Here is a 22,667-nt window from a genome sequence, read left to right on the forward strand (position 1 = left end):
TAAGGGACGCCAAAGTTTAACTTTGGCGTCCTGTCGCCCTGATGCCATAAGGGTTTCTTCTTCTTCGCCCCGCCAAATTTGTCATAACCTGCTTTTTTTCACGCATATTGCTGTTTTATTCAAAGTTCAACAATTATTCATAAACATAAGCGTGAAAATTGTCATAAACTATTATTCGGCCTTTTGGTATTTATACCAAAAATGGAACACTCACCGCGAAAGGAGACGGAATGCACCACGCCACACCGCTTATCACCACCATTGTTGGTGGACTTGTGCTTGCTTTTATCCTCGGCATGATTGCCAATAAACTGCGTATTTCTCCTCTTGTAGGCTATTTGTTAGCGGGTGTTCTGGCGGGTCCCTTCACGCCGGGTTTCGTGGCGGATACCAAACTGGCTCCCGAGCTGGCGGAATTAGGCGTGATTCTGCTGATGTTCGGCGTGGGCCTGCATTTCTCACTGAAGGACCTGATGGCGGTAAAGTCTATCGCCATACCGGGAGCGATCGCCCAGATTGGGGTGGCCACGCTGCTGGGGATGGCGCTTTCAGCGATGCTGGGCTGGTCATTAATGACCGGCATCGTGTTTGGGCTGTGTCTTTCAACCGCCAGTACCGTGGTGCTGCTGCGCGCGCTTGAAGAGAGACAGCTGATAGACAGCCAGCGCGGACAAATCGCGATTGGCTGGCTGATTGTTGAAGATCTGGTGATGGTGTTGACGCTGGTACTGCTGCCTGCCGTTGCCGGGATGATGGAAAAAGACAACGTCGGCTTTGCCTCGCTGGCGCTGGATATGAGTATCACCATCGGTAAAGTCGTGGCGTTTATCGCCATCATGATGCTGGTGGGTCGCCGTCTGGTGCCGTGGATCCTGTCCCGCAGCGCGGCGACGGGTTCACGCGAGCTGTTTACCCTTTCTGTTCTTGCCCTTGCGCTGGGGATCGCCTTTGGCGCCGTTGAGCTGTTTGACGTCTCCTTTGCCCTGGGCGCGTTCTTCGCCGGGATGGTGCTGAACGAATCCGAGCTGAGCCACCGCGCGGCGCACGACACTCTGCCGCTGCGAGACGCCTTCGCCGTGCTGTTCTTTGTCTCCGTCGGAATGCTGTTTGATCCGCTGGTTCTGATCCAGCAGCCGCTGGCGGTGCTGGGCACGCTGGCGATCATTATCTTTGGTAAGTCCGTTGCCGCCTTCTTCCTGGTGCGGATGTTTGGCCACTCGCCGCGTACGGCACTCACTATTGCCGCCAGCCTGGCGCAGATCGGTGAATTCGCCTTCATCCTGGCGGGCCTGGGCATGGCGCTGAACCTGCTGCCGCAGGCGGGTCAGAATCTGGTGCTGGCGGGGGCGATCCTCTCCATCATGCTGAACCCGGTGCTGTTTGCCCTGCTGGAAAAATACCTCGAGAAAACCGAAACCCTCGAAGAGCAGACGCTGGAAGAAGCAACGGAAGAAGAGAAGCAGATCCCGGTGGACATCTGCAACCATGCGCTGCTGGTCGGCTTTGGCCGCGTGGGTAGCCTGCTGGGTGAAAAACTGATGGCGCAGGGTATCCCGCTGGTGGTAATTGAAACGTCGCGCACCCGCGTTGACGAGCTGCGCGACCGTGGCATTCGCGCGGTGCTGGGCAATGCGGCAAACGAAGAGATCATGAATCTGGCGCATCTGGACTGCGCCCGCTGGCTGCTGCTGACCATCCCGAACGGCTACGAAGCCGGCGAAATTGTGGCCTCTGCCCGCGAGAAGTGCCCGCATATCGAGATTATCGCGCGAGCGCACTATGACGATGAGGTGGAGTACATCACCGAGCGCGGTGCGAATCAGGTGGTCATGGGTGAACGTGAGATTGCGAATACGATGCTGACGCTGCTGGAAAAACCGCCGGTTGAAGAGGCAGTGACGGGGTAAGTTTTGAGCGGCCTGATGCCCTCACCCTGGCCCTCTCCCACAGGGAGAGGGAACAAACACCAAAACGGCAACCACTGGTTGCCGTTTTGCTTTTACCTGTCCCAATACGCCTCTTCAAGGCTGTCTTCCCGCTCCGGCAGGCCGCGCGTTAAGCGCGGAGAGTGCTGGTTCAGCACCTGGTAGCTCACGCGGTTAGCGTACTTACACACCTGCGCAAACGACGAATAGGTCAGCCAGCTAAACGTGTGTTTGCTGGAGTTAGGCACGTTGGTTTTGTGGTAGGCATTGGCGGTGATGTCGTGCAGCAGCGCCGCCAGCGCGCCGTCGCCCGCGCCGTTGGTGTTCATGATCTTCTCCGGCCCGCCCATGTACGGCGCGATGTGAGAGTAGATACGCAGCGGGTTGGTGCAGTCTTTATGGCGCATACCGCGGCTGAACTCGTACTGGTTGAACTCGGCAATCGCTCCCGGCAGCAGCGGGTGCTGGGTTTTTCGCTTGCTCTCTTCTTCCGTGAAGCCCGCCATATACAGGCCAACCGGTCCGGCGGTGCAGAGCACCAGATCCACCCAGTCCAGCGCTTTATCAGACGCCAGCAGCGGATCGCTCTCGCCGGTTAACGCTTCTGCCTCTTCTTCGTTCATCGCCAGAATCGAAACGTGCTCCTTCAGGAAGGCTTGCCACCACTCCGGGTTGTCGGCAATGACGAATTTCGTCCCCAGCGTCAGAACAACAGGAACGTCATATTTTTTCGCATACTCAATCGCCTTCATGGTCGCTTCCGGCATCGGCTCGCCCGGCTTGCAGCGCACCAGATAGGAGGTCAGCACCAGCGCAGAAGCGCCCGCGATAACCGCTTCCGGAATACTCTCTGCGCGCAGCTTGTTCATGTGGCCCGGGCTGATGGCAAAGGTACGCTCACCGGATTCGCCGATCAGGGTAAAGCAGCGGCCAATCGGCCCGTCGACGCCCTGCAGGTAGTTCAGGTCGGTACGGCTGGAGGTGTTGCACAGGTAGCGGTAGGCGTAGCCGCCGATTTCGATATTGCTGCACATCACGCCCAGCAGGACCGAGCGGTCGTCCGCCAGCACCGAGTAGTTGTGCATAGTGTTGCCGATGGTGCCACCGGCAAACTGGTGGGTGATCAGGTTTTCACGCACCAGCTCCTGATACAGAGCTTCGGCAACGTCGTCTTCAATGACCAGCGAATGCCCGGCGCTCAGACCGTAACGCGCAACAAACGCATCATCCACTTTGGCTTCAATATCCACCAGCGTCTGGTCGATACCCACCACCCATGCGGCGCTGGTTTCGTTTACCGGCTGAATTTGCTGCAGGAGCGGATCGCGAGCGTTGACGGGGAAATAGTGCTTGGATTTACGTTTACCGGGAAATTTCATGGTCTGAACTGTGCAAGGAATAGAAGCCGGGAATGGTAGCACAAACCCGGCCTGTAGCGCGATCAGCGGCTGTTCGTCACCAGCGAGACCATCATATCGATATGCTCAGGAGAGTCGTTAAGCGCCGGAATATACTCGTACTTTTCTCCGCCCGCTACGAGGAAGAACTCTTTATTTTGTACGGCAATCTCTTCCAGAGTTTCCAGACAGTCTGCCGAGAAGCCCGGCGACATCACCTGAATATGCTTCACGCCCTTCTCGCCCAGCATTTTGAGGGTTTCGTCAGTATACGGCGTTAGCCACGGCTCGCGGCCAAAGCGCGACTGGAAGGTCATCATCACCTTCTCCGGCGGCAGGCCGAGCGCGGAGACCAGCTCGCGCGTAGTATCGCGACAGCGCTGCGGGTAGTCGTCGCCTTCATCGGCGAAGCGCTGCGGAATGCCGTGATAGGAAAGCAGCAGCAGATCCGGCTCGCCGTGCTTCTCAAACGACGCGCGCGCGCTGCTGGCGAGGGCCTTGATGTACAGATCGTTATCCGCGTAGTCGCGAATAAAGGTCACCGCAGGAATGCGTCGACGCGTCTTCAGAATTCGCGCCAGCTCGTCCCAGACGGCGGCCACCGTGGAGCAGGAATACTGCGGATAGAGCGCCAGCACCACAATGTGTTCAACGCCCTGCGCGAGCAGTGCGTCCACCGCGCTTTTCAGCGAGGGTTTACCGTAGCTCATGCCGAGCGCAACGGGCATATCCGGCAGGCGGGCGGCCAGCGCTTTTTCCTGACGGCGGCTGTACACCATCAGCGGCGAGCCCTCCTCCATCCAGACGGACTGGTAAAGTTTTGCCACGCGCGGAGAACGAATCGGCAGAATGACGCCACGCAGCAGCGGCCACCACAGCAGTCTAGGGGTATCCACAACGCGCGTATCGCTCAGAAACTGACGCAGATAACGGCTTACCGCTGCGGGGGTGGGGGCTTCGGGGGTACCTAAATTGGCAAGCAGGATGCCGGTTTTTGCCTGACTCATTCACGCCTCATAACCATTTGACTGGCTGATGATTGTATCTGAAAAGCGCGTAAACGGAACCAATTGCAGTGAAAGGGAAAATGGGAATTTTTCTCACCCGGAGAACCCGGGTGAGAGCGGTGCAGTTAGCCGAGGATTTTTTCCAGCTCTGCACGTACGTCGGCAACGGCCTGGGTGCCGTCTACTTTCACGTATTTGGTGTTACCCGCCTGCGCTTCTTTAGAGTAGTAGCCGATCAGCGGCGCGGTCATCTGATGGTACTCCACCAGGCGCTTACGCACGGTCTCTTCCTGGTCGTCTTTACGGGTGGTCAGCTCTTCGCCGGTCACGTCGTCTTTGCCTTCAACCTTCGGCGGGTTGAATTTGATGTGGTAAACGCGGCCTGAAGCAGCGTGTACGCGACGTCCTACGATACGGTCAACGATCAGCTCGTCCGGCACGTCGAACTCCAGAACGTAGTCCACGTTGATGCCCGCTTCTTTCATGGCGTCAGCCTGAGGAATGGTGCGCGGGAAGCCGTCCAGCAGGAAACCGTTACGGCAATCTTCCTGAGTGATGCGTTCTTTTACCAGGGCGATAACCAGCTCGTCAGTCACCAGCTTGCCTGCGTCCATGATGTCCTTCGCCTGTTTGCCCAGCTCGGAGCCAGATTTAACAGCGGCACGCAGCATGTCACCGGTAGAGATTTGCGGAATACCGTATTTCTCCATGATGAACTGAGCCTGAGTTCCTTTACCCGCGCCCGGAGCGCCAAGCAGAATAATACGCATTGCGAAAATCCCCTCAAAAGTTGGTTCAATTTTTCAAAAGCGCTAAACAATACCATCAGAACGGACGTGGCTCAAGGAAGGCGGGGAGGCTGAAACGGTTAAGGGGGGAGATAATTTGGGATAGTGCTGTCTGGTGCCCTCACCCCGGCCCTCTCCTACGGGAGAGGGAGAAGACCAGGGGAGGCGTGGTCAATTACGCCAGCAGCAGCGCATTCACACGCTTAATGAACAGGTTAGGATCTTCCAGCGTGCCGCGCTCGGCCAGCAGGGACTGATCCAGCAGCAGCTCAACCCACTCGGCGAAGCGTGCTTCGTCCTGGGTATCCGCCGCGCGTTTCACCAGCGGGTGATCCGGGTTCAGCTCGAAGATATATTTCACTTCCGGCATCGCCTGGCCCGCAGCCGCGAACAGTTTCGCCATCTGGGTGCCCATCTCGTCCGCATCGGTGGTAACGATCGCCGGGGTGTCGGTCAGACGGTGCGTGAAGCGCACCTCTTTCACGCGCTCGCCCAGCAGAGTTTTCACGCGCTCAACGAACGGCTCCAGCGCCTTCTCGGCCTCTTTCGCGCTTTCGTCCACTTCATCCGCCAGCTTGTCGATGGACTCGTCGGCTTTGGCCACGGACTGGAAGGATTTACCGTCGAACTCGGTCAGGTAGTTCATCATCCACTCGTCGATGCGGTCAGAAAGCAGCAGCACTTCGATGCCTTTCTTACGCAGCAGCTCCAGGTGCGGGCTGCTCTTCGCCGCAGCGTAGCTGTCTGCGGTGATGTAGTAGATCTTCTCCTGCCCGTCTTTCATACGGGAGATATAGTCTTCGAGCGATACGGTCTGCTCGGAGGAGTCGGTATGCGTAGAAGCAAAGCGCAGCAGTTTAGCGATGGTTTCTACGTTCGCCGTGTCTTCCGCCGGGCCTTCTTTCAGCACCAGGCCGAACTGTTTCCAGAAGGTCTGGTATTTTTCCGCGTCGTCTTTCGCCAGTTTTTCCAGCATCTGCAGCGTACGCTTGGTCAGCGCGTTGCGCAGGTTGCGGGTCACCGTGCTGTCCTGCAGAATTTCACGCGAAACGTTCAGCGGCAGATCGTTGGAGTCGATCAGGCCGCGGGTGAAGCGCAGGTAGTTCGGCATGAACTGCTCGGCGTCATCCATGATGAACACGCGCTGCACGTACAGCTTCAGGCCGTGCTTGTGATCGCGGTTCCACATATCCCACGGTGCCTGCGCCGGGATGTACAGCAGGCTGGTGTACTCCTGCTTCCCTTCCACGCGGTTGTGGCTCCAGGTCAGCGGGTCGGTAAAGTCGTGGGCAATGTGCTTATAGAATTCGTTATATTCGTCGTCTTTGATTTCAGACTTGTTGCGCGTCCACAGGGCCTGCGCCTTGTTGATTTTCTCCCAGGAGACCACGGTTTCACCGTCCTGCTCTTCCTGTTTCTCAATCTCAACCGGCAGCGCAATGTGATCGGAATACTTGCTGATGATGGAGCGCACGCGCCAGTCGTTCAGGAAATCATCTTCGCCTTCGCGCAGGTGCAGGGTGATTTCGGTGCCGCGATCCGCTTTGGTGATGTCATCAACGGTGTATTCGCCCTCACCGTGGGATTCCCACAGCACGCCGTTTTCCGCGCTGTCGCCCGCCGCGCGGGTACGCACGGTGACTTTGTCCGCCACGATAAACGCCGAGTAGAAGCCCACGCCAAACTGGCCGATCAGCTGGCTGTCTTTCGCCTGGTCTGAGCCCATGGACTCAAGGAAGGATTTGGTGCCGGATTTGGCAATTGTCCCGAGGTGGTCAATCACCTCATCACGGTTCATACCAATGCCGTTATCGGCGATGGTCAGAGTGCGGTTCTCTTTATTGAAAGAGACGCGCACGCGCAGCTCGCCGTCGCCTTCATACAGATCCGGGTTCGACAGCGCGCGGAAGCGCAGCTTGTCCGCCGCATCGGATGCGTTGGAAATCAGCTCGCGCAGGAAGATTTCTTTATTGGAATACAGGGAATGGATCATCAGGTGCAGAAGCTGTTTTACTTCTGACTGGAAACCACGGGTTTCTTGTCCTTTCATCTAAGTCGACCTCAACAATGCCATTTAATGGGGTTTTAAAACGTTGAGTGAGAGATGGGGATAAGGGGGAGAATTTTCAAGCGGAGGCCACAAATGCAGCCTCCGTTTGGTCAGAAAATAATCTTGTGACGCCCGGCCAGAGAGTGCGACAGCGTGGTGCCGTCGACCATTTCCAGCTCGCCGCCTACCGGCACGCCGTGGGCGATGCGGCTGGCGTCAACGCCGTACTGTGAGCACAGCTCGGCGATGTAGTTGGCGGTCGCCTCCCCTTCCACCGTCGGGTTGGTGGCGAGGATCACTTCTTTGATGGTCTCGGACTCAAGACGCTGTTCAAGGCGGTCAAGACCGATATCATCCGGGCCGATGCCGTCCAGCGGGGAGAGATGCCCCATCAGCACGAAATAGCGGCCGGAAAACTGCCCGGTTTGTTCGATGGCGTAGATGTCCGCAGGACTCTCCACCACGCAAATCTGACCATTTTCCTGGCGACGCGGGTTCGTACAGATGTTACACACGTCCTGCTCTGTAAAGGTACGGCAATCCGCACAGTGACCAATTTCTGACATGGCGCGGGTCAGAGCCTGCGCCAGGCGCATCCCGCCGCTGCGGTCGCGCTGCAGGAGCGTGAACGCCATGCGCTGCGCCGACTTCGGGCCAACGCCCGGCAGGCAGCGCAGTGCTTCCATTAGCTGCGTGAGCAGCGGACTGGTTTGCATCAGAATGGCATCTTGAAGCCCGGCGGCAGCTGCATGCCGCTGGATACAGAGGCCATTTTCTCTTTCTGGGTTTCGTCGATACGGCGCGCTGCGTCGTTAAACGCGGCTGCAACCAGATCTTCCAGCATATCTTTGTCGTCTTCGAGCAGGCTTGGGTCGATTTCCACGCGGCGGCAGTTGTGCGCACCGTTGATGGTCACTTTCACCAGACCGGCACCGGATTCACCCGTGACTTCCAGCTGAGCGATCTCTTCCTGCATCTTCTGCATTTTTTCCTGCATCTGCTGAGCCTGCTTCATCAGGCCACCCAGACCGCCTTTTCCACCGAACATAGGCTTCTCTCTCTTTCACGTTTAAGGATTACAACCGTAAGTCAGACTCACGATCAAATGGGGCGAATACTCTCTTCATCCAGATCGGCGTCGAAGAACCGGCGCAGAGTCTGGATGTTGTTATCCGCGATTATCGACTCACGCGCCTGCGCGAGCTTCTCTTCATAAATAGCCTGACGCCACTCCAGCGGCGTTCGCACCGCCGGATTATCATCTTCAATGATAGTCAATTCAACCGGCACGCCCTGTACTGCGGCGAGCGCCTCCGCCAGCGCCTTTTGTGCGCCAGGGGAGTTCAGGTGCCGCTGGCTGGGACGCAGATGCAGACGCACCTGATTGCCTTCCTGCTCTTTCCAGGCGTTCAGCGCAACCTGCTCAACCAGCTTCGGCAGCTGCAGCCTGCTGACCTCAGCGGCCCAGGCATCGCGTTCGATAGACTCTTCGGCGAGCTTCGCGGAAAGCTCCGGCGTCTTTTCATGCTCAAGCGCTTTCTTCAGCGCTTTTGGCGTGGCAACCTCTTCCTTCACCGTCTCGATGATGGTGGTCGCCTTCCAGCGGTATGCCTCTTCTTTCGCCGGGGCTTTTTGCTCGAGCGCGGACGGTGTCGGGCGCGACTGTACGCGCTCCGTTACCGAGGCCAGTCGTTCAAGCGCGGCGTTGTTAACCGGCCGCGCTCTTGAAGGCGCTGCCGGTTCACTCTTTTTTGGTTTGGTTGCTCCCTGCGCACGCTGCAGCTGGCTTCGTGCGGCAAGCACCGAACTGGTGGCATCCGACAGCGGCACGTTTTGCGGCGGCGGCGTCGGCTGCGGTGTCACCTGCTGCGGCGACATCACGGCCGTGGGTGCGGCCGGCGCGAAAGACTGCCGCGACACCTCCGGCTCCGGCAGCGGCATGCGCGGGTGGAATGCCAGCGCGCGCAGCAGCGTCATTTCAACGCCCATGCGGCGGTCCGGTGCGAACGGCAGCTCTTTGCGGCCAATCAGCAGCGTCTGGTAGTAAAGTTGAACGTCAGCAGGCGGTACGGTACGGGCAAGCTCACGCATCCGGTGTTCGATGGTCGCCATATCCGCGCCAATCGCCGACGGAGAGAGCTGCAGCATGGCCACACGGTGCAGCAGGCTGAGCATTTCGACCAGCAGCGCTTCCCATTCCACACCGCGGGCGGCGGCGGCATTCACCAGCGACATCACCAGCTCACCGTTGGCGGCAATCATCGCTTCGATAAGCGACAGCGCCTGATCGTCGTCGAGCGTGCCGAGCATGGTGCTGACCGCGTCGGTCGAGAGCTTGCCGTCACCGCTGGCAATCGCCTGGTCGGTCAGGCTCAGTGCATCACGCAGGCTGCCGTCGGCCGCGCGGGCCAGCAGCTGCAGAGCGCGCGGTTCGTGGACAATTTTCTCTTCATCAAGAATGTGTTCCAGCTGAGCGCGGATCTGTTCGACGTCCAGCGCCTTCAGGTGGAACTGCAGGCAGCGCGACAGGATCGTGACCGGCAGCTTTTGCGGATCGGTGGTCGCCAGCAGGAACTTCACGTGCGCGGGCGGCTCTTCCAGCGTCTTCAGCAGGGCGTTAAAGCTGTGGCGAGACAGCATGTGCACTTCATCAATCAGGTAGACCTTGAAGCGGCCGCGCGCCGGGGCGTACTGCACGTTATCCAGCAGGTCGCGAGTGTCTTCCACTTTGGTGCGCGAGGCGGCGTCGATTTCGATCAGGTCGACAAAACGCCCCTGCTCGATTTCACGGCAGTTATCGCACACGCCGCACGGCGTGGCGGTGATCCCGGTTTCGCAGTTCAAACCTTTTGCCAGCAAGCGGGCAATAGAGGTTTTTCCGACGCCGCGGGTGCCGGAGAAAAGATAGGCGTGATGGATGCGACCTAGCGACAAGCCGTTCGCCAGGGCCGTCAGCACATGTTCCTGACCGACAACGTCAGCAAAGGTTTGTGGTCGCCATTTACGGGCTAACACCTGATAACTCATGGGCAGGCTCTGCAACGCTGGAAGGTGAATTTATGGAGGGGAATGCTATCACAACCTCACTCATTGAGCGAGGTTGTGAGGAACGGGATTAGTGACCCGGGAATGGCACCAGGCTGTAGCTGGTAATACCTTGTTTTTCCAGGCGCTGTTCGCCGCCCAGATCGAACAGGTTGATGATGAATGCCGCGTCGGTCACTTCACCACCCAGACGACGGATCAGCTTCACGGTCGCTTCGATGGTGCCGCCGGTTGCCAGCAGATCGTCCACCACCAGCACTTTGTCGCCTGGCTTGATGGCATCCACGTGGATTTCCAGCTGATCGGTGCCGTATTCCAGCTCGTAGCTCTCTGCGATGGTTTCGCGCGGCAGTTTGCGCGGCTTACGCACCGGCACAAAACCTACGCCCATCGCCAGCGCAACCGGTGCGCCAAACAGGAAGCCGCGGGCTTCGGTACCTACTACTTTGGTGATCCCGGCGTTTTTATAACGCTCCACCAGCAGTTCAATGCTGAGCGCGTACGCTTTCGGGTCTTCCAGCAAGCTGGTGACATCACGGAAAAGAATGCCAGGCTTTGGGTAGTCCTGGATGCTTTTGATGCTGTTTTTCAGAAATTCAAGCTGCTGTGCAGTTGCGGTCATCGGTTTGTGCCTAAGTGAAACAGTGTTACTCACGGCGCGCAACGAGTCGGTAAAGGTAACAATTGCTTAACCTTTAACCAGGCGCACCTGTGCTCGAAAACGGTCGAATTTACTGGCTGTACGCAATAATTGCAACAGCCATGATGAGGCTTCAGTGCTTTTGTTGCTTTTCATCCACCACGGGGATCCGCCACATGAAGATGAGCAGGCAGGTGAGGATCGCCAGCAGCAGGATGCGCACCCACGTCATTTTTACCAGCCATAGTGAAATGGCGAAGGTTATCAGTATTATGGCAACCGCGCGCGGTTTAGCACCCGGCGGCATTGCCCGGTGTTTTTGCCAGTAACGCAGATAGCCGCCAAACCAGGAGCGGTAGAGCAGCCAGTGGTGAAAGCGCGGCGACGAGCGGGCGAAGCACCAGGCCGCCAGCAGGATAAACGGCGTGGTCGGCAACAGGGGCAAAACGACGCCGAGCGTGCCAAGCACTACCGCGAGCCAGCCAATGATGATTAAAATAGTACGCTGCATAATGCGAATCGTTATCAAACTGAACGGCTACTTTACCACTGGAGAGCGTTTTGAAAACAGCCCTGCTTCTTGAGACGCTACAAAATCAGCTGATCGCCTTACGCGCGCAGGCCACGCCGCTGATGGGGCACGCCACGCTCAAGCCGCGCTTCGACCGACAGCTTTTCCGCACCCGCAGTACCCTAATTCAGGATTACCTTGCCGAGGCGCAGCACAATCTCGACGAGCTTCGCCACGCGGTGGAGAACGCACAGCAGCAGCAGGTGGCATGGCTGGCGGAGCATCTCGCCGAGCAGATCACCGCCCTGCACCGCGAAATCGCTGCATGGCCACTGCGCGCCTGGGACAGCCCTTCGCCGGGCCTCGGCAAATGGCAGCGCAAGCGGCTGGAGAACCAGGAGTTTGAGCGCCGCCTGTTTGAAATGAAGCGCGAGCGCGAGGCGCGCCTTAACAACAGCGAGACGCTGGAAGAGCAGCAGCTATTGATGCGCGAGATTAGCGCCCTGGAAGGCCGCATTGCCCGCTGCCGTCAGGCGCTGGATGAGATTGAGCGCGTTATTGAACGTTTGACCCGTTAACAGGAGCCACACAGATGTCACTGGAAAATGCACCCGATGAGGTCAAGCTGGCCGTGGATTTGATTATGCTGCTGGAGAACCACGAGCTCCCGGTTGAGACGGTGCTGAAAGCGCTGGAAATTGTGCGGCGGGATTTTGAGGGGAAATTACCCTCACCCCGGCCCTCTCCCTGAGGGAGAGGGGGAAAACATCCGCAGATGTTAAGCGGGAGTGGGGTCATCCCCCTTAATCTCGCGCTTCACTTCCGTATGCTCTTCACCTTTTTCGTTACGCAGGTGAACCTCAAGCTGGTTGAAGGCGATATTAATGTCGTTTTCACGGCACAGGCGATCGATCGCGCGGTTCAGTTCGTCGACGGTGTAGCTGCGATCGCGCAGCTCGCGCACGTACAGGCGCAGCTCGTGGTCCAGCGTGCTCGGCCCGAAGGTGGTGAAGAATACCGCCGGTGCCGGATCGTGCATGACTTTCGGATGTTCGGACGCCGCCTGCAGCAGCACCTCTTTCACCTTGTCCAGATCGGAGCCATACGCTACGCCGAGGCGGATCACTACGCGGGTGGTGGTATCTGAGAGCGACCAGTTGATCAGGCGCTCGGTCACGAACGCTTTGTTCGGGATGATCACCTCTTTGCGATCGAAATCGGTAATCGTGGTCGCGCGGATACGGATCTTGCTAACGGTCCCCGAGAAGGTGCCGATGGTGACGGTATCGCCGATACGCACCGGACGTTCGAACAGGATGATTAGGCCGGAGACGAAGTTACCGAAGATCTCCTGGAGGCCGAAACCAAGACCGACCGAGAGGGCGGCGGCGAGCCACTGCAGCTTATCCCACGAGACGCCCAGCGAGCCAAAGACCGTCATCGCGCCGACAATAATGATGACGTAGTTCAGAATGGTGGTGATGGCGTATGACGCCCCCTGACGAAGGTTCAGGCGGGACAGTACCAGCACCTCCAGCAGACCCGGCAGGTTGCGGATGAGTGCCCAGGCGACCACCAGCGAAACCAGCGCAAAGAGCAGGCTGCCCATGGTCACGCTTTTCATCACCGTGACACCGGCTTCGGTTCCGCTGTACTGCCAGAGGGTAACGCTATCAAGGTAAGCGAACACGGTGATTAAATCCGACCAGATGGCCCAGAACATCACCCCGAACAGCGCCACCATCACCAGCATGGTAATACGCATCGTCTGCTGGTTGACCTGCTCAAGGGCAATGGTCGGCTCTTCCTGCGGCTCAGCCCCTTCGGCCCCCTCTTTCACCTGATGCTGGCGACGGGCAATAGCACGGCGGTAGGCAATGCGACGCGCCGCCACGCTCAAACCGCGCAGTACGGTCTGGAACAGCAGGTTCCACACAATCACAAGGTAAACTGTTTCAATCCAGCGGCCCGAGAGGCGCAGCGTGGTATAGAAATAGCCCGTTGCCGTCAGCACCATCAGCGCCAGCGGAATGATCGCCAGCACCGTTACGGTAACCAGACGAAGATTGTGGGACTCTTTATCACGCCAGCTATCGCGGCACATTGGCCACATCAGAACGGCAATAAGCAGCAGGTTCAGCATAATGACCAGCTGCCCCAGCACGTCATCCATCAGGTGCAGCGGGGAAAGCTCGGCCACAACCGACCAGAAGTGCAGCGGCAGCAGCGCCAGGCTGATGCGCACAATCTGGCGGCGCCAGTGGCTGGTGAGCTGTTCCGGCATGTTGAAGTGACGCACCGCCACGCCGTCTTTTTCCAGCACTTTCCAGCACAGGCCAAACACCAGCCAGAACAGCGCCAGTTTTTTACTGAATGCCCACAGCAGATCGCTAATATTTAGCTGCATCGTCAGCAGGATCAGACCGGTGGCCAGGATCAGCAGGCAGACCGGCAGCGCGCGGATCAGGTCAATCAGGATCGCTTTCGGCGTGTGCAGCTGGCTGTCGTTTCGCAGCTGCCCCACTTCGGATGCCAGCTTCGCCTGATAGGTTTTCAGCCAGTTCAGACGCCAGCGAATTAGCCCGGCGATAAGCAACAGCGGTAATCCCGCCAGGAAAGCTATCATCACCGCAGGCCACGCCTTCTCCCAGTTGACGGTGATTTTCATGCTCTTGATTTGAGATTTCAGCGCCTCGGGGAAGGATTTAATCCAGTCCCAGTCCATCGGCTTGTTGCTGTTCACCCAGAAAATCTGCTGGGTCAAAATCTCCTGCAGGCTTTTCGATACGCTGACCAGCTGCTGCTGGTTGATCTGCAGGTTGATGGCCATCATCAGCTGGTTGCCCAGCTGTTTATTGAGCTGGTCGAGCAGCTCGCGGCGCATATCCACCACCTGCAACAGCGCGTCATGCACTTCCGGATTCACCTCGGCGGAGTGACCCTCTTCCACTTTAGCGACAAAGTTATCGCTCTGGAAAAGCGCGTCGCGCTGCTGGTTAACGTCAAACTGCTCCAGACGCAAATCCGCAATGCGGTTGGTCATGTCCTCCAGCTCGTCAGCTGACGGCAGCGTCTGCTGCTGCTGGTACAAAATACGAGACAGCAGAAGGCTGCCTTTCAGAACGGCGATCTGCTCTTTGATGTTACGTTCGGCCTGCAGCGCACGATCCAGCCAGTTTTTAACTTTGATGTTTTGCTGGACCAGCGAGTTACCGCTTTCGGTAGCCTGAATCAGGCGCTGGCTCAGCTGATGGTTAACATCCAGCTCCTGCTTCACCAGCGGGTTGGCCTGAATGCGGGCAGTTTCATCAGGCGATACGGCTTCCTGAGCCGTTTTTTCCGTCAGCGTCAGGCGCTTGCTGTTTACCGCCTCCTGCAACAGCTGGAGCTGGTGCTCCAGGCGGTTGATGTTCGCAGTGACGTAATCGCGCTGTTTTTGCAGCGTGTCCTGCAGCACCGTATTCCCTTCCAGGCTTTTACGCTGCTGTTCAATTTGCGCATTGAGCAACGCCTGCTGAACCAGCAGCAACGTCTGCTGCGTCGGTCGAAGCGCCCCGTCACCCACCGAAGTTCCATTCAGGCGGTTACGGATTTGCTGCAGCTGCTGCGACGCGCTATACATCGCGTTCTGCACGCGCTCTGGCTGGGTTTGCAGCGAAACCAGCTGGCTGTTATAGGTCGCAAGGTCGGACTGGGCCGTTTGCAGATCGTCCAACAGCTGCGCCACGCGCGACTCCAGCTGACGCAGCGAAAGCGTGGCAAGCGTTTTGCGCGTCTCGGTATCGTTATCAACGTCGCTCAGGGCATTGAGCGACTCCGTCGCCTTGCGCATGTTCTCAGGCGCCTGTGCGACCTTCTGGCGAAGCTGCGCGGTTTCCGCTTTTACGCGCTCAATTTTATCAATGGACTCCAGCGTTTCCGTCAGATCCTGCTGGATGAGCTTATCCTGAGGCGTGAGGTCTTTTTGCTTATTCAGGGTATCCAGCTGCGACTGAACGTCGGCGCGCGTGGGGATGTCACTGGAATTATCTGCACGCGCATAAGAAAGAGGCGCTGCTGCAAGGAAAAACAGCATGGCAAAAATAAATGCAAGAACGGGATGTTGCGAGCGATTGGTGAGCAGCATAGTCGTGAGTGATGTCAGAAGATGACCGAAAATAGTCCGGCGTGCAGAATATCACGCTCGCCTGTAGCAGAATAGCGTGAACATTCTTATCTGAGACAATTAGGCGTTGAGCGAAGGGGTTTCGCTGCGCAACGTTGGGCAAAACTGGCACATCTCCAGCAAAATGGTGACATAGCTTCGCGCTTCTGCTTTGAGGTCAAAGGACTGCGGTGCAAAGAGCCAGTTTTCCATCAGGCCCGAAATATAGCTGCGCAGCAGGATCGCCGCCCGACGGGTCAGTAAATCCGGGGGTAACATTTTTGCCTGGATGCATTGGCTGAGCGTCTGCTCTATGCGGTCGTAACTCTCCAGACACAGGCTGCGCTGCGCCTGCTGGACAACCGCCATCTCTCCCACGAACTCGCATTTGTGGAAGATAATTTCCATCATCAGCCTGCGACGCTCCTCAACAACAGTTGCTTCAAGGATATATACTAGAATTTCTCTTAATACTGAGAGTGGATCGTCGGGGAATTTTGCCCGATACTCAGTCTCAAGATCGCTAATGCTGGACTCTGAAAGTTGCCAGATTTCACCGAACAGATCTGACTTATCTTTAAAATGCCAGTAAATCGCTCCCCGCGTGACGCCCGCGGCCTGAGCAATCTGCGCCAGCGAGGTTGCCGAAACACCCTGCTGAGAAAACAAACGCATTGCCACATCCAGAATGTGTTGACGAGTTTCAAGCGCTTGTTGTTTGGTTTTTCGTGCCATACGTCGGTGAATTTACAGGAGTCAGATTTACATACATTTATGAATGTATGTACCATAGCATGACGATAATATAAACGCAGCAATGGGTTTTTGGACTCAGGACCATTGATCAATTTGAAATCGGACACTCGAGGTTTACATATGAACAAAAACAGAGGGTTAACGCCTCTGGCGGTCGTTCTGATGCTCTCAGGCAGCTTAGCGCTTACAGGATGTGACGACAAACAGGCTCAACAAGGAGCTCAGCAGGCGCCTGAAGTAGGTGTCGTGACGCTCAAATCCGAACCTCTACAGATAACAACCGAACTACCAGGCCGCACCAGCGCTTACCGCATTGCGGAAGTTCGTCCTCAGGTAAATGGCATCATCCTGAAACGTAACTTCACCGAAGGTGGTGACGTTAAAGCCGGTGAGTCTCTGTATCAGATTGATCCAGCAACCTATCAGGCGTCTTATGAAAGCGCGAAAGGCGACCTGGCAAAAGCTGACGCTGCGGCCAAAATTGCCCAGTTAACGCTGAATCGCTACAAAAAACTGCTCGGTACGAAGTACATCAGCCAACAGGATTATGATACTGCCCTGGCGGATGCACAGCAGGCTAACGCCGCCGTCGTGGCAGCAAAAGCGGCTGTCGAAACCGCACGCATCAACCTGGCCTATACCAAAGTCACCTCACCTATCAGCGGTCGCATTGGTAAATCTTCCGTAACGGAAGGGGCACTGGTACAGAACGGCCAAACCACAGCGCTGGCCACCGTGCAGCAGCTTGACCCGATCTACGTCGACGTGACGCAGTCCAGTAACGATTTCCTGCGCCTGAAGCAAGAGCTGGCAAACGGCACGCTGAAGCAGGAAAACGGCAAAGCCAAAGTTGAGCTCGTGACCAACGACGGTATCAAGTTCGCTCAGGCAGGCACACTGGAATTTTCTGATGTGACGGTCGATCAGACCACCGGCTCCATCACCCTGCGTGCGATTTTCCCGAATCCTGACAACACGCTGTTGCCGGGGATGTTCGTTCGCGCACGTCTGGAAGAAGGGACTAACCCAACCGCAATTCTGGTTCCGCAACAGGGTGTGACCCGTACGCCGCGTGGCGATGCGAGCGCGCTGGTTGTGGGTGCAGATGACAAAGTCGAGACGCGCAATATCACCGCAACCCAGGCGATTGGCGACAAATGGCTGGTGACGGAAGGTCTGAAAGATGGCGATCGCGTGATTATTACTGGTTTGCAAAAAGTTCGTCCTGGCGCGCAGGTTAAAGCACAGGAAGTGAAATCTGACGAGAAACAACAAGCTTCGGCCGCAGGCCAGTCAGAACAAACCAAGTCTTAACTTAAACAGGAGCCGTTAAGACATGCCTAATTTCTTTATCGATCGCCCCATATTTGCGTGGGTGATCGCCATAATCATCATGCTAGCAGGGGGACTTGCGATCCTGAAGCTGCCCGTCGCGCAATATCCAACGATTGCGCCACCGGCGGTAACAATTTCCGCAACCTACCCTGGGGCTGATGCGAAAACGGTGCAGGATACCGTTACGCAGGTTATCGAACAGAACATGAACGGTATCGATAACCTGATGTACATGTCCTCAAACAGTGACTCAACCGGTACTGTTCAGATCACCCTGACCTTCCAGTCAGGTACGGATGCTGACATCGCGCAGGTTCAGGTGCAGAACAAACTGCAGCTGGCGATGCCGCTGCTGCCGCAGGAAGTACAACAGCAGGGCGTGAGCGTCGAGAAATCGTCCAGTAGCTTCCTGATGGTTGTTGGCGTTATCAACACCAACGGCACCATGACGCAGGAGGATATTTCCGACTACGTGGGCGCCAACATGAAGGACGCCATCAGCCGTACCTCGGGTGTGGGTGACGTACAGCTGTTCGGTTCTCAGTACGCGATGCGTATCTGGATGGACCCGAACAAACTGAACAACTTCCAGCTGACGCCGGTCGACGTGATCAGCGCCATTAAAGCGCAGAACGCCCAGGTTGCAGCCGGTCAGCTCGGCGGTACCCCGCCGGTGAAAGGCCAGCAGCTTAACGCATCCATCATCGCGCAAACGCGTCTGACCTCCGCAGATGAGTTCAGCAAAATTCTGCTGAAAGTGAATCAGGACGGTTCTCAGGTTCGCCTGCGCGACGTGGCGAAAGTGGAACTGGGCGGTGAGAACTACGACATTATCGCGAAGTTCAACGGTAAACCGGCTTCCGGTCTGGGTATCAAACTGGCGACAGGTGCTAACGCCCTGGACACCGCAACGGCTATTCGTGCAGAGCTGAAGAAGATGGAACCTTTCTTCCCGTCAGGTCTGAAAATCGTTTACCCGTACGACACCACGCCGTTTGTTAAAATCTCGATTCACGAAGTGGTAAAAACCCTGGTTGAGGCGATTATTCTCGTCTTCCTGGTAATGTACCTGTTCCTGCAAAACTTCCGTGCGACGCTGATCCCAACCATCGCCGTGCCGGTTGTACTGCTCGGGACCTTCGCGATCCTGTCCATATTTGGCTACTCGATAAACACCCTGACGATGTTCGGGATGGTGCTCGCCATCGGCCTGCTCGTGGATGACGCCATCGTGGTGGTAGAGAACGTTGAGCGTGTGATGGCGGAAGAAGGCCTGCCGCCGAAGGAAGCAACCCGTAAATCCATGGGCCAGATCCAGGGCGCGCTGGTCGGTATCGCGATGGTACTGTCCGCGGTATTTATCCCGATGGCCTTCTTCGGCGGCTCCACCGGTGCGATTTACCGTCAGTTCTCCATCACCATCGTTTCCGCGATGGCGCTGTCTGTACTGGTCGCGTTGATCCTGACGCCTGCCCTGTGTGCCACCATGCTGAAGCCGATTCAGCAAGGCGGCCACGGCGAGCACAAAGGGTTCTTCGGCTGGTTTAACCGCATGTTCGAGAAGAGCACGCACCATTACACCGACAGCGTGGGCAACATCCTGCGCAGCACCGGTCGTTATCTGCTGCTCTATATCATCATCGTGGTGGGCATGGCTTTCCTGTTCGTTCGTCTGCCAAGCTCGTTCCTGCCGGATGAAGACCAGGGCGTGTTCCTGACGATGGCACAGCTCCCGGCGGGCGCATCGCAAGAACGTACCCAGAAAGTGCTGGATGAAGTGACCGACTACTATCTCAACAATGAGAAAGCGAACGTTGAATCCGTGTTTGCGGTTAACGGCTTTGGCTTTGCGGGCCGTGGTCAGAACACCGGTATTGCCTTCGTTTCTCTGAAAGACTGGGCGGATCGTCCGGGCGATGAGAATAAAGTAGAAGCGATCACTGGCCGCGCAATGGGCACCTTCTCGCAGATTAAAGATGCGATGGTCTTCGCCTTTAACCTGCCAGCGATTGTTGAACTGGGTACCGCGACCGGCTTCGACTTCCAGCTAATCGACCAGGGGGGTCTGGGTCACGAAAAACTGACGCAGGCGCGTAACCAGCTGTTTGGTGAAGTTGCGAAGCACCCTGACCTGCTGGTTGGCGTGCGTCCTAACGGCCTGGAAGATACCCCGCAGTACAAGATCGACATCGACCAGGAAAAAGCACAGGCGCTGGGCGTATCCATTAGCGACATCAATACCACGCTGGGCGCAGCCTGGGGCGGTAGCTACGTTAACGACTTCATCGACCGTGGTCGCGTGAAGAAAGTGTACGTGATGTCCGAAGCGGAATACCGCATGTTGCCGAACGATATCAACACCTGGTTCGTTCGCGGCAGCAACGGGCAGATGGTGCCGTTCTCCGCCTTCTCAACGTCGCACTGGGAATACGGTTCGCCGCGTCTGGAACGCTATAACGGGCTGCCATCCATGGAAATCCTCGGTCAGGCCGCGCCAGGCCGAAGCACCGGTGAAGCCATGAACCTGATGGAAGAACTGGCCGGGAAGCTGCCTGCGGGTATCGGCTATGACTGGACGGGTATGTCCTATCAGGAACGTCTTTCCGGTAACCAGGCCCCTGCCCTGTACGCCATCTCACTGATTGTGGTGTTCCTGTGTCTGGCGGCACTGTACGAGAGCTGGTCGATTCCGTTCTCCGTTATGCTGGTGGTTCCACTCGGGGTTATCGGTGCGCTGCTTGCCGCAACGTTCCGTGGGCTGACCAACGACGTTTACTTCCAGGTGGGCCTGCTGACAACCATTGGCCTGTCGGCGAAGAACGCGATACTTATCGTGGAATTCGCCAAAGATCTGATGGAGAAAGAAGGCAAAGGCCTGATTGAGGCAACGCTTGATGCGGTTCGCATGCGTCTGCGCCCAATCCTGATGACGTCACTGGCGTTTATCCTTGGGGTAATGCCGCTGGTTATCAGCTCCGGTGCAGGCTCCGGTGCACAGAACGCCGTAGGTACTGGCGTAATGGGCGGGATGGTTACCGCGACGGTTCTCGCGATCTTCTTCGTACCGGTGTTCTTCGTGGTGGTTCGCCGCCGCTTCAGCCGGAAGAATGAAGATATCGAGCACAATCATTCAGTAGATCATCACTGATACCGGTTTCATCCGATCAAAAGGCCGCATTAGCGGCCTTTTTCATTTGCAGAAAAAATCATAAAATACGCTTATTGTCGGTCTATTTATTTTCTGCCATCGTTATTAGGCCTATCATAATTACCGGAAAACTTAATCGTAGAGCTAACGCTTTTTTTAATTTCATTTCACCGCAAAAATTATTAGGAATATTCCTAACCCACAGCCCCGTATAGATAAAGTCTGAAAAAAGACTTCAATTGAACGAAAATGTTAACTGGATGAAATGTAAGGTGGCGGTAAAAAATGGCTGCGTTAACGATCGTGTCTTTCCTGCCACGATGAACATTTGCGTACCTCCTCGCAGCATCGCGTTTTAATTGTAATTTTTCGTAATAGCGCGGTGAAATCTTGATCAGAGTGGCTTATAGTTAGAGTTATCAGGAACACAGCACCCGTGTGGCTAAGTTAGTTGTATCCATCCCGACAATGATGTTCGGTGAGTAAGAAATCACTCAGAAGGGGATGCGCTATGGACGAGTACTCGCCAAAAAGGCATGATATCGCGCAGTTGAAATTTCTCTGCGAATCCTTGTACCATGACTGCCTTGCCAATCTTGATGAAAGCAACCATGGCTGGGTAAATGACCCAACGTCTGCCATCAATCTACAGCTAAACGAGCTGATAGAGCATATCGCGACCTTCGCACTTAATTATAAAATTAAGTACAATGAAGATAATAAGCTGATTGAGCAAATTGACGAATACCTGGACGACACCTTTATGTTGTTCAGCAGCTACGGCATTAACGCACAGGATTTGCAGAAATGGCGTAAATCAGGAAACCGACTATTTCGCTGCTTCCTTAACGCAAGCAGAGCGAACCCTGTTAGCCTTTCCTGTTAAAATTATTACAATTACCAAGGTGAATTTATGTCTGATAAACCATTAACAAAAGTCGATTATTTGATGCGTCTGCGACGCTGTCAGTCAATCGACACGCTCGAACGCGTAATTGAAAAGAATAAATACGAGCTACCTGATAATGAACTGGCGGTATTTTATTCAGCCGCTGACCATCGTCTTGCTGAGCTAACAATGAATAAACTTTATGACAAAATCCCTACTTCTGTGTGGAAATTTGTTCGTTAATTCCTGAAGTGTGTCTGTAGAGTTTCTACGTCACCCATTTAGCAAAATTTACCTTCGCGTTACGATCCCTGTGTGACAGACGGGCCCCCGCTTGAAGTGCGCTTATCGGCAACTAAGTTGTGATTGTTATCACACAGAAATTCCGGGAACGTTCCCTTTCCTGTTGTTCCCCTTTACTCTAGGGGAATCCATCATTTCAGAGACATTCCCATGAGCGAAGAGAAGCAGAAGATGATTGCAGGCGAGCATTACCGCCCGGGCGATACCACCTTACGAGAAGACCGCCTGCGCGCCCGCCATTTGATCCATCGCTATAACCACACTGCACCCGACGAGAAAACAGAACGCAAAGCGTTGCTGGCCGAGCTGCTCGGACAAAGTGACGGTGCCTACATCGAGCCCAGCTTCCGCTGTGACTACGGTTACAATATTTTCCTGGGCAAAGCGTTCTATGCCAATTTTGACTGCGTGATACTGGACGTCTGTCCCGTGACGATTGGCGACAACTGCATGCTCGCGCCTGGCGTACATATCTATACCGCCACCCATCCTCTTGATGCGTCTGAACGCAACAGCGGCGTTGAGTACGGTAAACCGGTGACCATTGGTCATAACGTCTGGATCGGCGGACGTGCGGTGATTAATCCTGGCGTAACCATCGGTGATAATGTTGTTGTGGCCTCAGGCGCCGTTGTCACCAAAGATGTGCCGGCAAATGCCGTGGTGGGGGGGAATCCGGCGAGGATCGTTAAAATGCTGGAGGCGTAAAGCGCGTAACTGTTATGGTTT

General features: G+C 56.2%; 18 protein-coding genes, 1 pseudogene and 1 other annotated feature. Of the genes and pseudogenes, 8 read left to right on the forward strand and 11 right to left on the reverse strand.

The window, feature by feature from the left end:
* The first annotated feature begins 230 nt into the window (after positions 1 to 230).
* The gene (gene ybaL / locus D5067_RS17395; protein WP_119935249.1) at positions 231 to 1,907 is read left to right on the forward strand and encodes a YbaL family putative K(+) efflux transporter; all 1,677 of its coding nucleotides are present in this window, start codon (positions 231 to 233) and stop codon (positions 1,905 to 1,907) included.
* A gap of 92 nt (positions 1,908 to 1,999) precedes the next feature.
* On the opposite strand, the gene D5067_RS17400 is transcribed toward ybaL, so the two are convergent.
* The 9 genes from D5067_RS17400 to D5067_RS17440 form a co-directional block, all read right to left on the reverse strand.
* Positions 2,000 to 3,304 (reverse strand): inosine/guanosine kinase, encoded by a 1,305-nt coding sequence (locus tag D5067_RS17400; protein ID WP_119935250.1) that lies wholly within the window; start codon positions 3,302 to 3,304, stop codon positions 2,000 to 2,002.
* A gap of 62 nt (positions 3,305 to 3,366) precedes the next feature.
* On the reverse strand, positions 3,367 to 4,329 hold the full coding sequence (gene hemH / locus D5067_RS17405; RefSeq protein ID WP_119935251.1) for a ferrochelatase: 963 nt from the start codon (positions 4,327 to 4,329) through the stop codon (positions 3,367 to 3,369).
* A gap of 125 nt (positions 4,330 to 4,454) precedes the next feature.
* A complete protein-coding gene (adk, locus tag D5067_RS17410; RefSeq protein ID WP_119935252.1) occupies positions 4,455 to 5,099 on the reverse strand; it encodes an adenylate kinase in 645 nt (214 codons plus the stop codon).
* Between the two features lie 193 nt (positions 5,100 to 5,292).
* On the reverse strand, positions 5,293 to 7,167 hold the full coding sequence (htpG, locus tag D5067_RS17415) for a molecular chaperone HtpG (RefSeq protein ID WP_119935253.1): 1,875 nt from the start codon (positions 7,165 to 7,167) through the stop codon (positions 5,293 to 5,295).
* Between the two features lie 110 nt (positions 7,168 to 7,277).
* Positions 7,278 to 7,883 (reverse strand): recombination mediator RecR, encoded by a 606-nt coding sequence (recR, locus tag D5067_RS17420; RefSeq protein ID WP_008499298.1) that lies wholly within the window; start codon positions 7,881 to 7,883, stop codon positions 7,278 to 7,280.
* A complete protein-coding gene (locus tag D5067_RS17425; RefSeq protein ID WP_010428194.1) occupies positions 7,883 to 8,215 on the reverse strand; it encodes a YbaB/EbfC family nucleoid-associated protein in 333 nt (110 codons plus the stop codon). Before D5067_RS17425 ends, recR begins: the two co-directional genes overlap by 1 nt.
* 53 nt (positions 8,216 to 8,268) lie before the next feature.
* Positions 8,269 to 10,194, reverse strand: a complete 1,926-nt coding sequence (gene dnaX / locus D5067_RS17430) for a DNA polymerase III subunit gamma/tau (RefSeq protein ID WP_119935254.1) — start codon at positions 10,192 to 10,194, stop codon at positions 8,269 to 8,271.
* Positions 8,875 to 8,939 (reverse strand) — a sequence feature (DnaX frameshifting element). (Overlaps the previous gene by 65 nt.)
* Before the next feature lie 88 nt (positions 10,195 to 10,282).
* A complete protein-coding gene (gene apt / locus D5067_RS17435; RefSeq protein ID WP_010428187.1) occupies positions 10,283 to 10,834 on the reverse strand; it encodes an adenine phosphoribosyltransferase in 552 nt (183 codons plus the stop codon).
* Positions 10,835 to 10,985: 151 nt separating this feature from the next.
* Complete coding sequence (locus D5067_RS17440; protein WP_119935255.1) at positions 10,986 to 11,363, reverse strand: DUF454 family protein; 378 nt, start codon at positions 11,361 to 11,363, stop codon at positions 10,986 to 10,988.
* Positions 11,364 to 11,413: 50 nt separating this feature from the next.
* Between D5067_RS17440 and priC the strand changes: the two genes are divergently transcribed.
* Positions 11,414 to 11,941, forward strand: coding sequence for a primosomal replication protein N'' (gene priC / locus D5067_RS17445; RefSeq protein ID WP_119935256.1), 528 nt, complete (start codon positions 11,414 to 11,416; stop codon positions 11,939 to 11,941).
* 14 nt (positions 11,942 to 11,955) lie between these two features.
* Positions 11,956 to 12,145, forward strand: a pseudogene (gene rsmS / locus D5067_RS17450) (pleiotropic regulatory protein RsmS).
* Here the strand turns inward: rsmS and mscK are convergent.
* Together mscK and acrR are read right to left on the reverse strand one after the other, a co-directional pair.
* The gene (gene mscK, locus D5067_RS17455; RefSeq protein WP_119935258.1) at positions 12,142 to 15,489 is read right to left on the reverse strand and encodes a mechanosensitive channel MscK; all 3,348 of its coding nucleotides are present in this window, start codon (positions 15,487 to 15,489) and stop codon (positions 12,142 to 12,144) included. The pseudogene rsmS and the gene mscK overlap by 4 nt on opposite strands.
* A gap of 99 nt (positions 15,490 to 15,588) precedes the next feature.
* On the reverse strand, positions 15,589 to 16,242 hold the full coding sequence (acrR, locus tag D5067_RS17460; protein WP_119935259.1) for a multidrug efflux transporter transcriptional repressor AcrR: 654 nt from the start codon (positions 16,240 to 16,242) through the stop codon (positions 15,589 to 15,591).
* A gap of 141 nt (positions 16,243 to 16,383) precedes the next feature.
* Between acrR and acrA the strand changes: the two genes are divergently transcribed.
* From acrA to maa, 5 genes are all read left to right on the forward strand, one after another.
* On the forward strand, positions 16,384 to 17,577 hold the full coding sequence (gene acrA / locus D5067_RS17465) for a multidrug efflux RND transporter periplasmic adaptor subunit AcrA (RefSeq protein ID WP_119935260.1): 1,194 nt from the start codon (positions 16,384 to 16,386) through the stop codon (positions 17,575 to 17,577).
* A gap of 22 nt (positions 17,578 to 17,599) precedes the next feature.
* Positions 17,600 to 20,746 carry a multidrug efflux RND transporter permease subunit AcrB gene (gene acrB / locus D5067_RS17470; RefSeq protein WP_119935261.1) on the forward strand — a complete coding sequence of 1,049 codons (3,147 nt, stop codon included), beginning with the start codon at positions 17,600 to 17,602 and terminating at the stop codon, positions 20,744 to 20,746.
* 511 nt (positions 20,747 to 21,257) lie between these two features.
* Positions 21,258 to 21,632, forward strand: a complete 375-nt coding sequence (tomB, locus tag D5067_RS17475; RefSeq protein ID WP_119935262.1) for an Hha toxicity modulator TomB — start codon at positions 21,258 to 21,260, stop codon at positions 21,630 to 21,632.
* A 27-nt stretch (positions 21,633 to 21,659) separates the two neighbouring features.
* Positions 21,660 to 21,878, forward strand: a complete 219-nt coding sequence (hha, locus tag D5067_RS17480) for a hemolysin expression-modulating protein Hha (protein WP_119935263.1) — start codon at positions 21,660 to 21,662, stop codon at positions 21,876 to 21,878.
* Between the two features lie 210 nt (positions 21,879 to 22,088).
* Positions 22,089 to 22,646, forward strand: coding sequence for a maltose O-acetyltransferase (gene maa / locus D5067_RS17485; RefSeq protein ID WP_119935264.1), 558 nt, complete (start codon positions 22,089 to 22,091; stop codon positions 22,644 to 22,646).
* The last annotated feature ends 21 nt before the right edge of the window (positions 22,647 to 22,667 follow it).

Origin of the sequence: Enterobacter huaxiensis (genome assembly GCF_003594935.2) — a bacterium.
Lineage (GTDB): Bacteria > Pseudomonadota > Gammaproteobacteria > Enterobacterales > Enterobacteriaceae > Enterobacter > Enterobacter huaxiensis.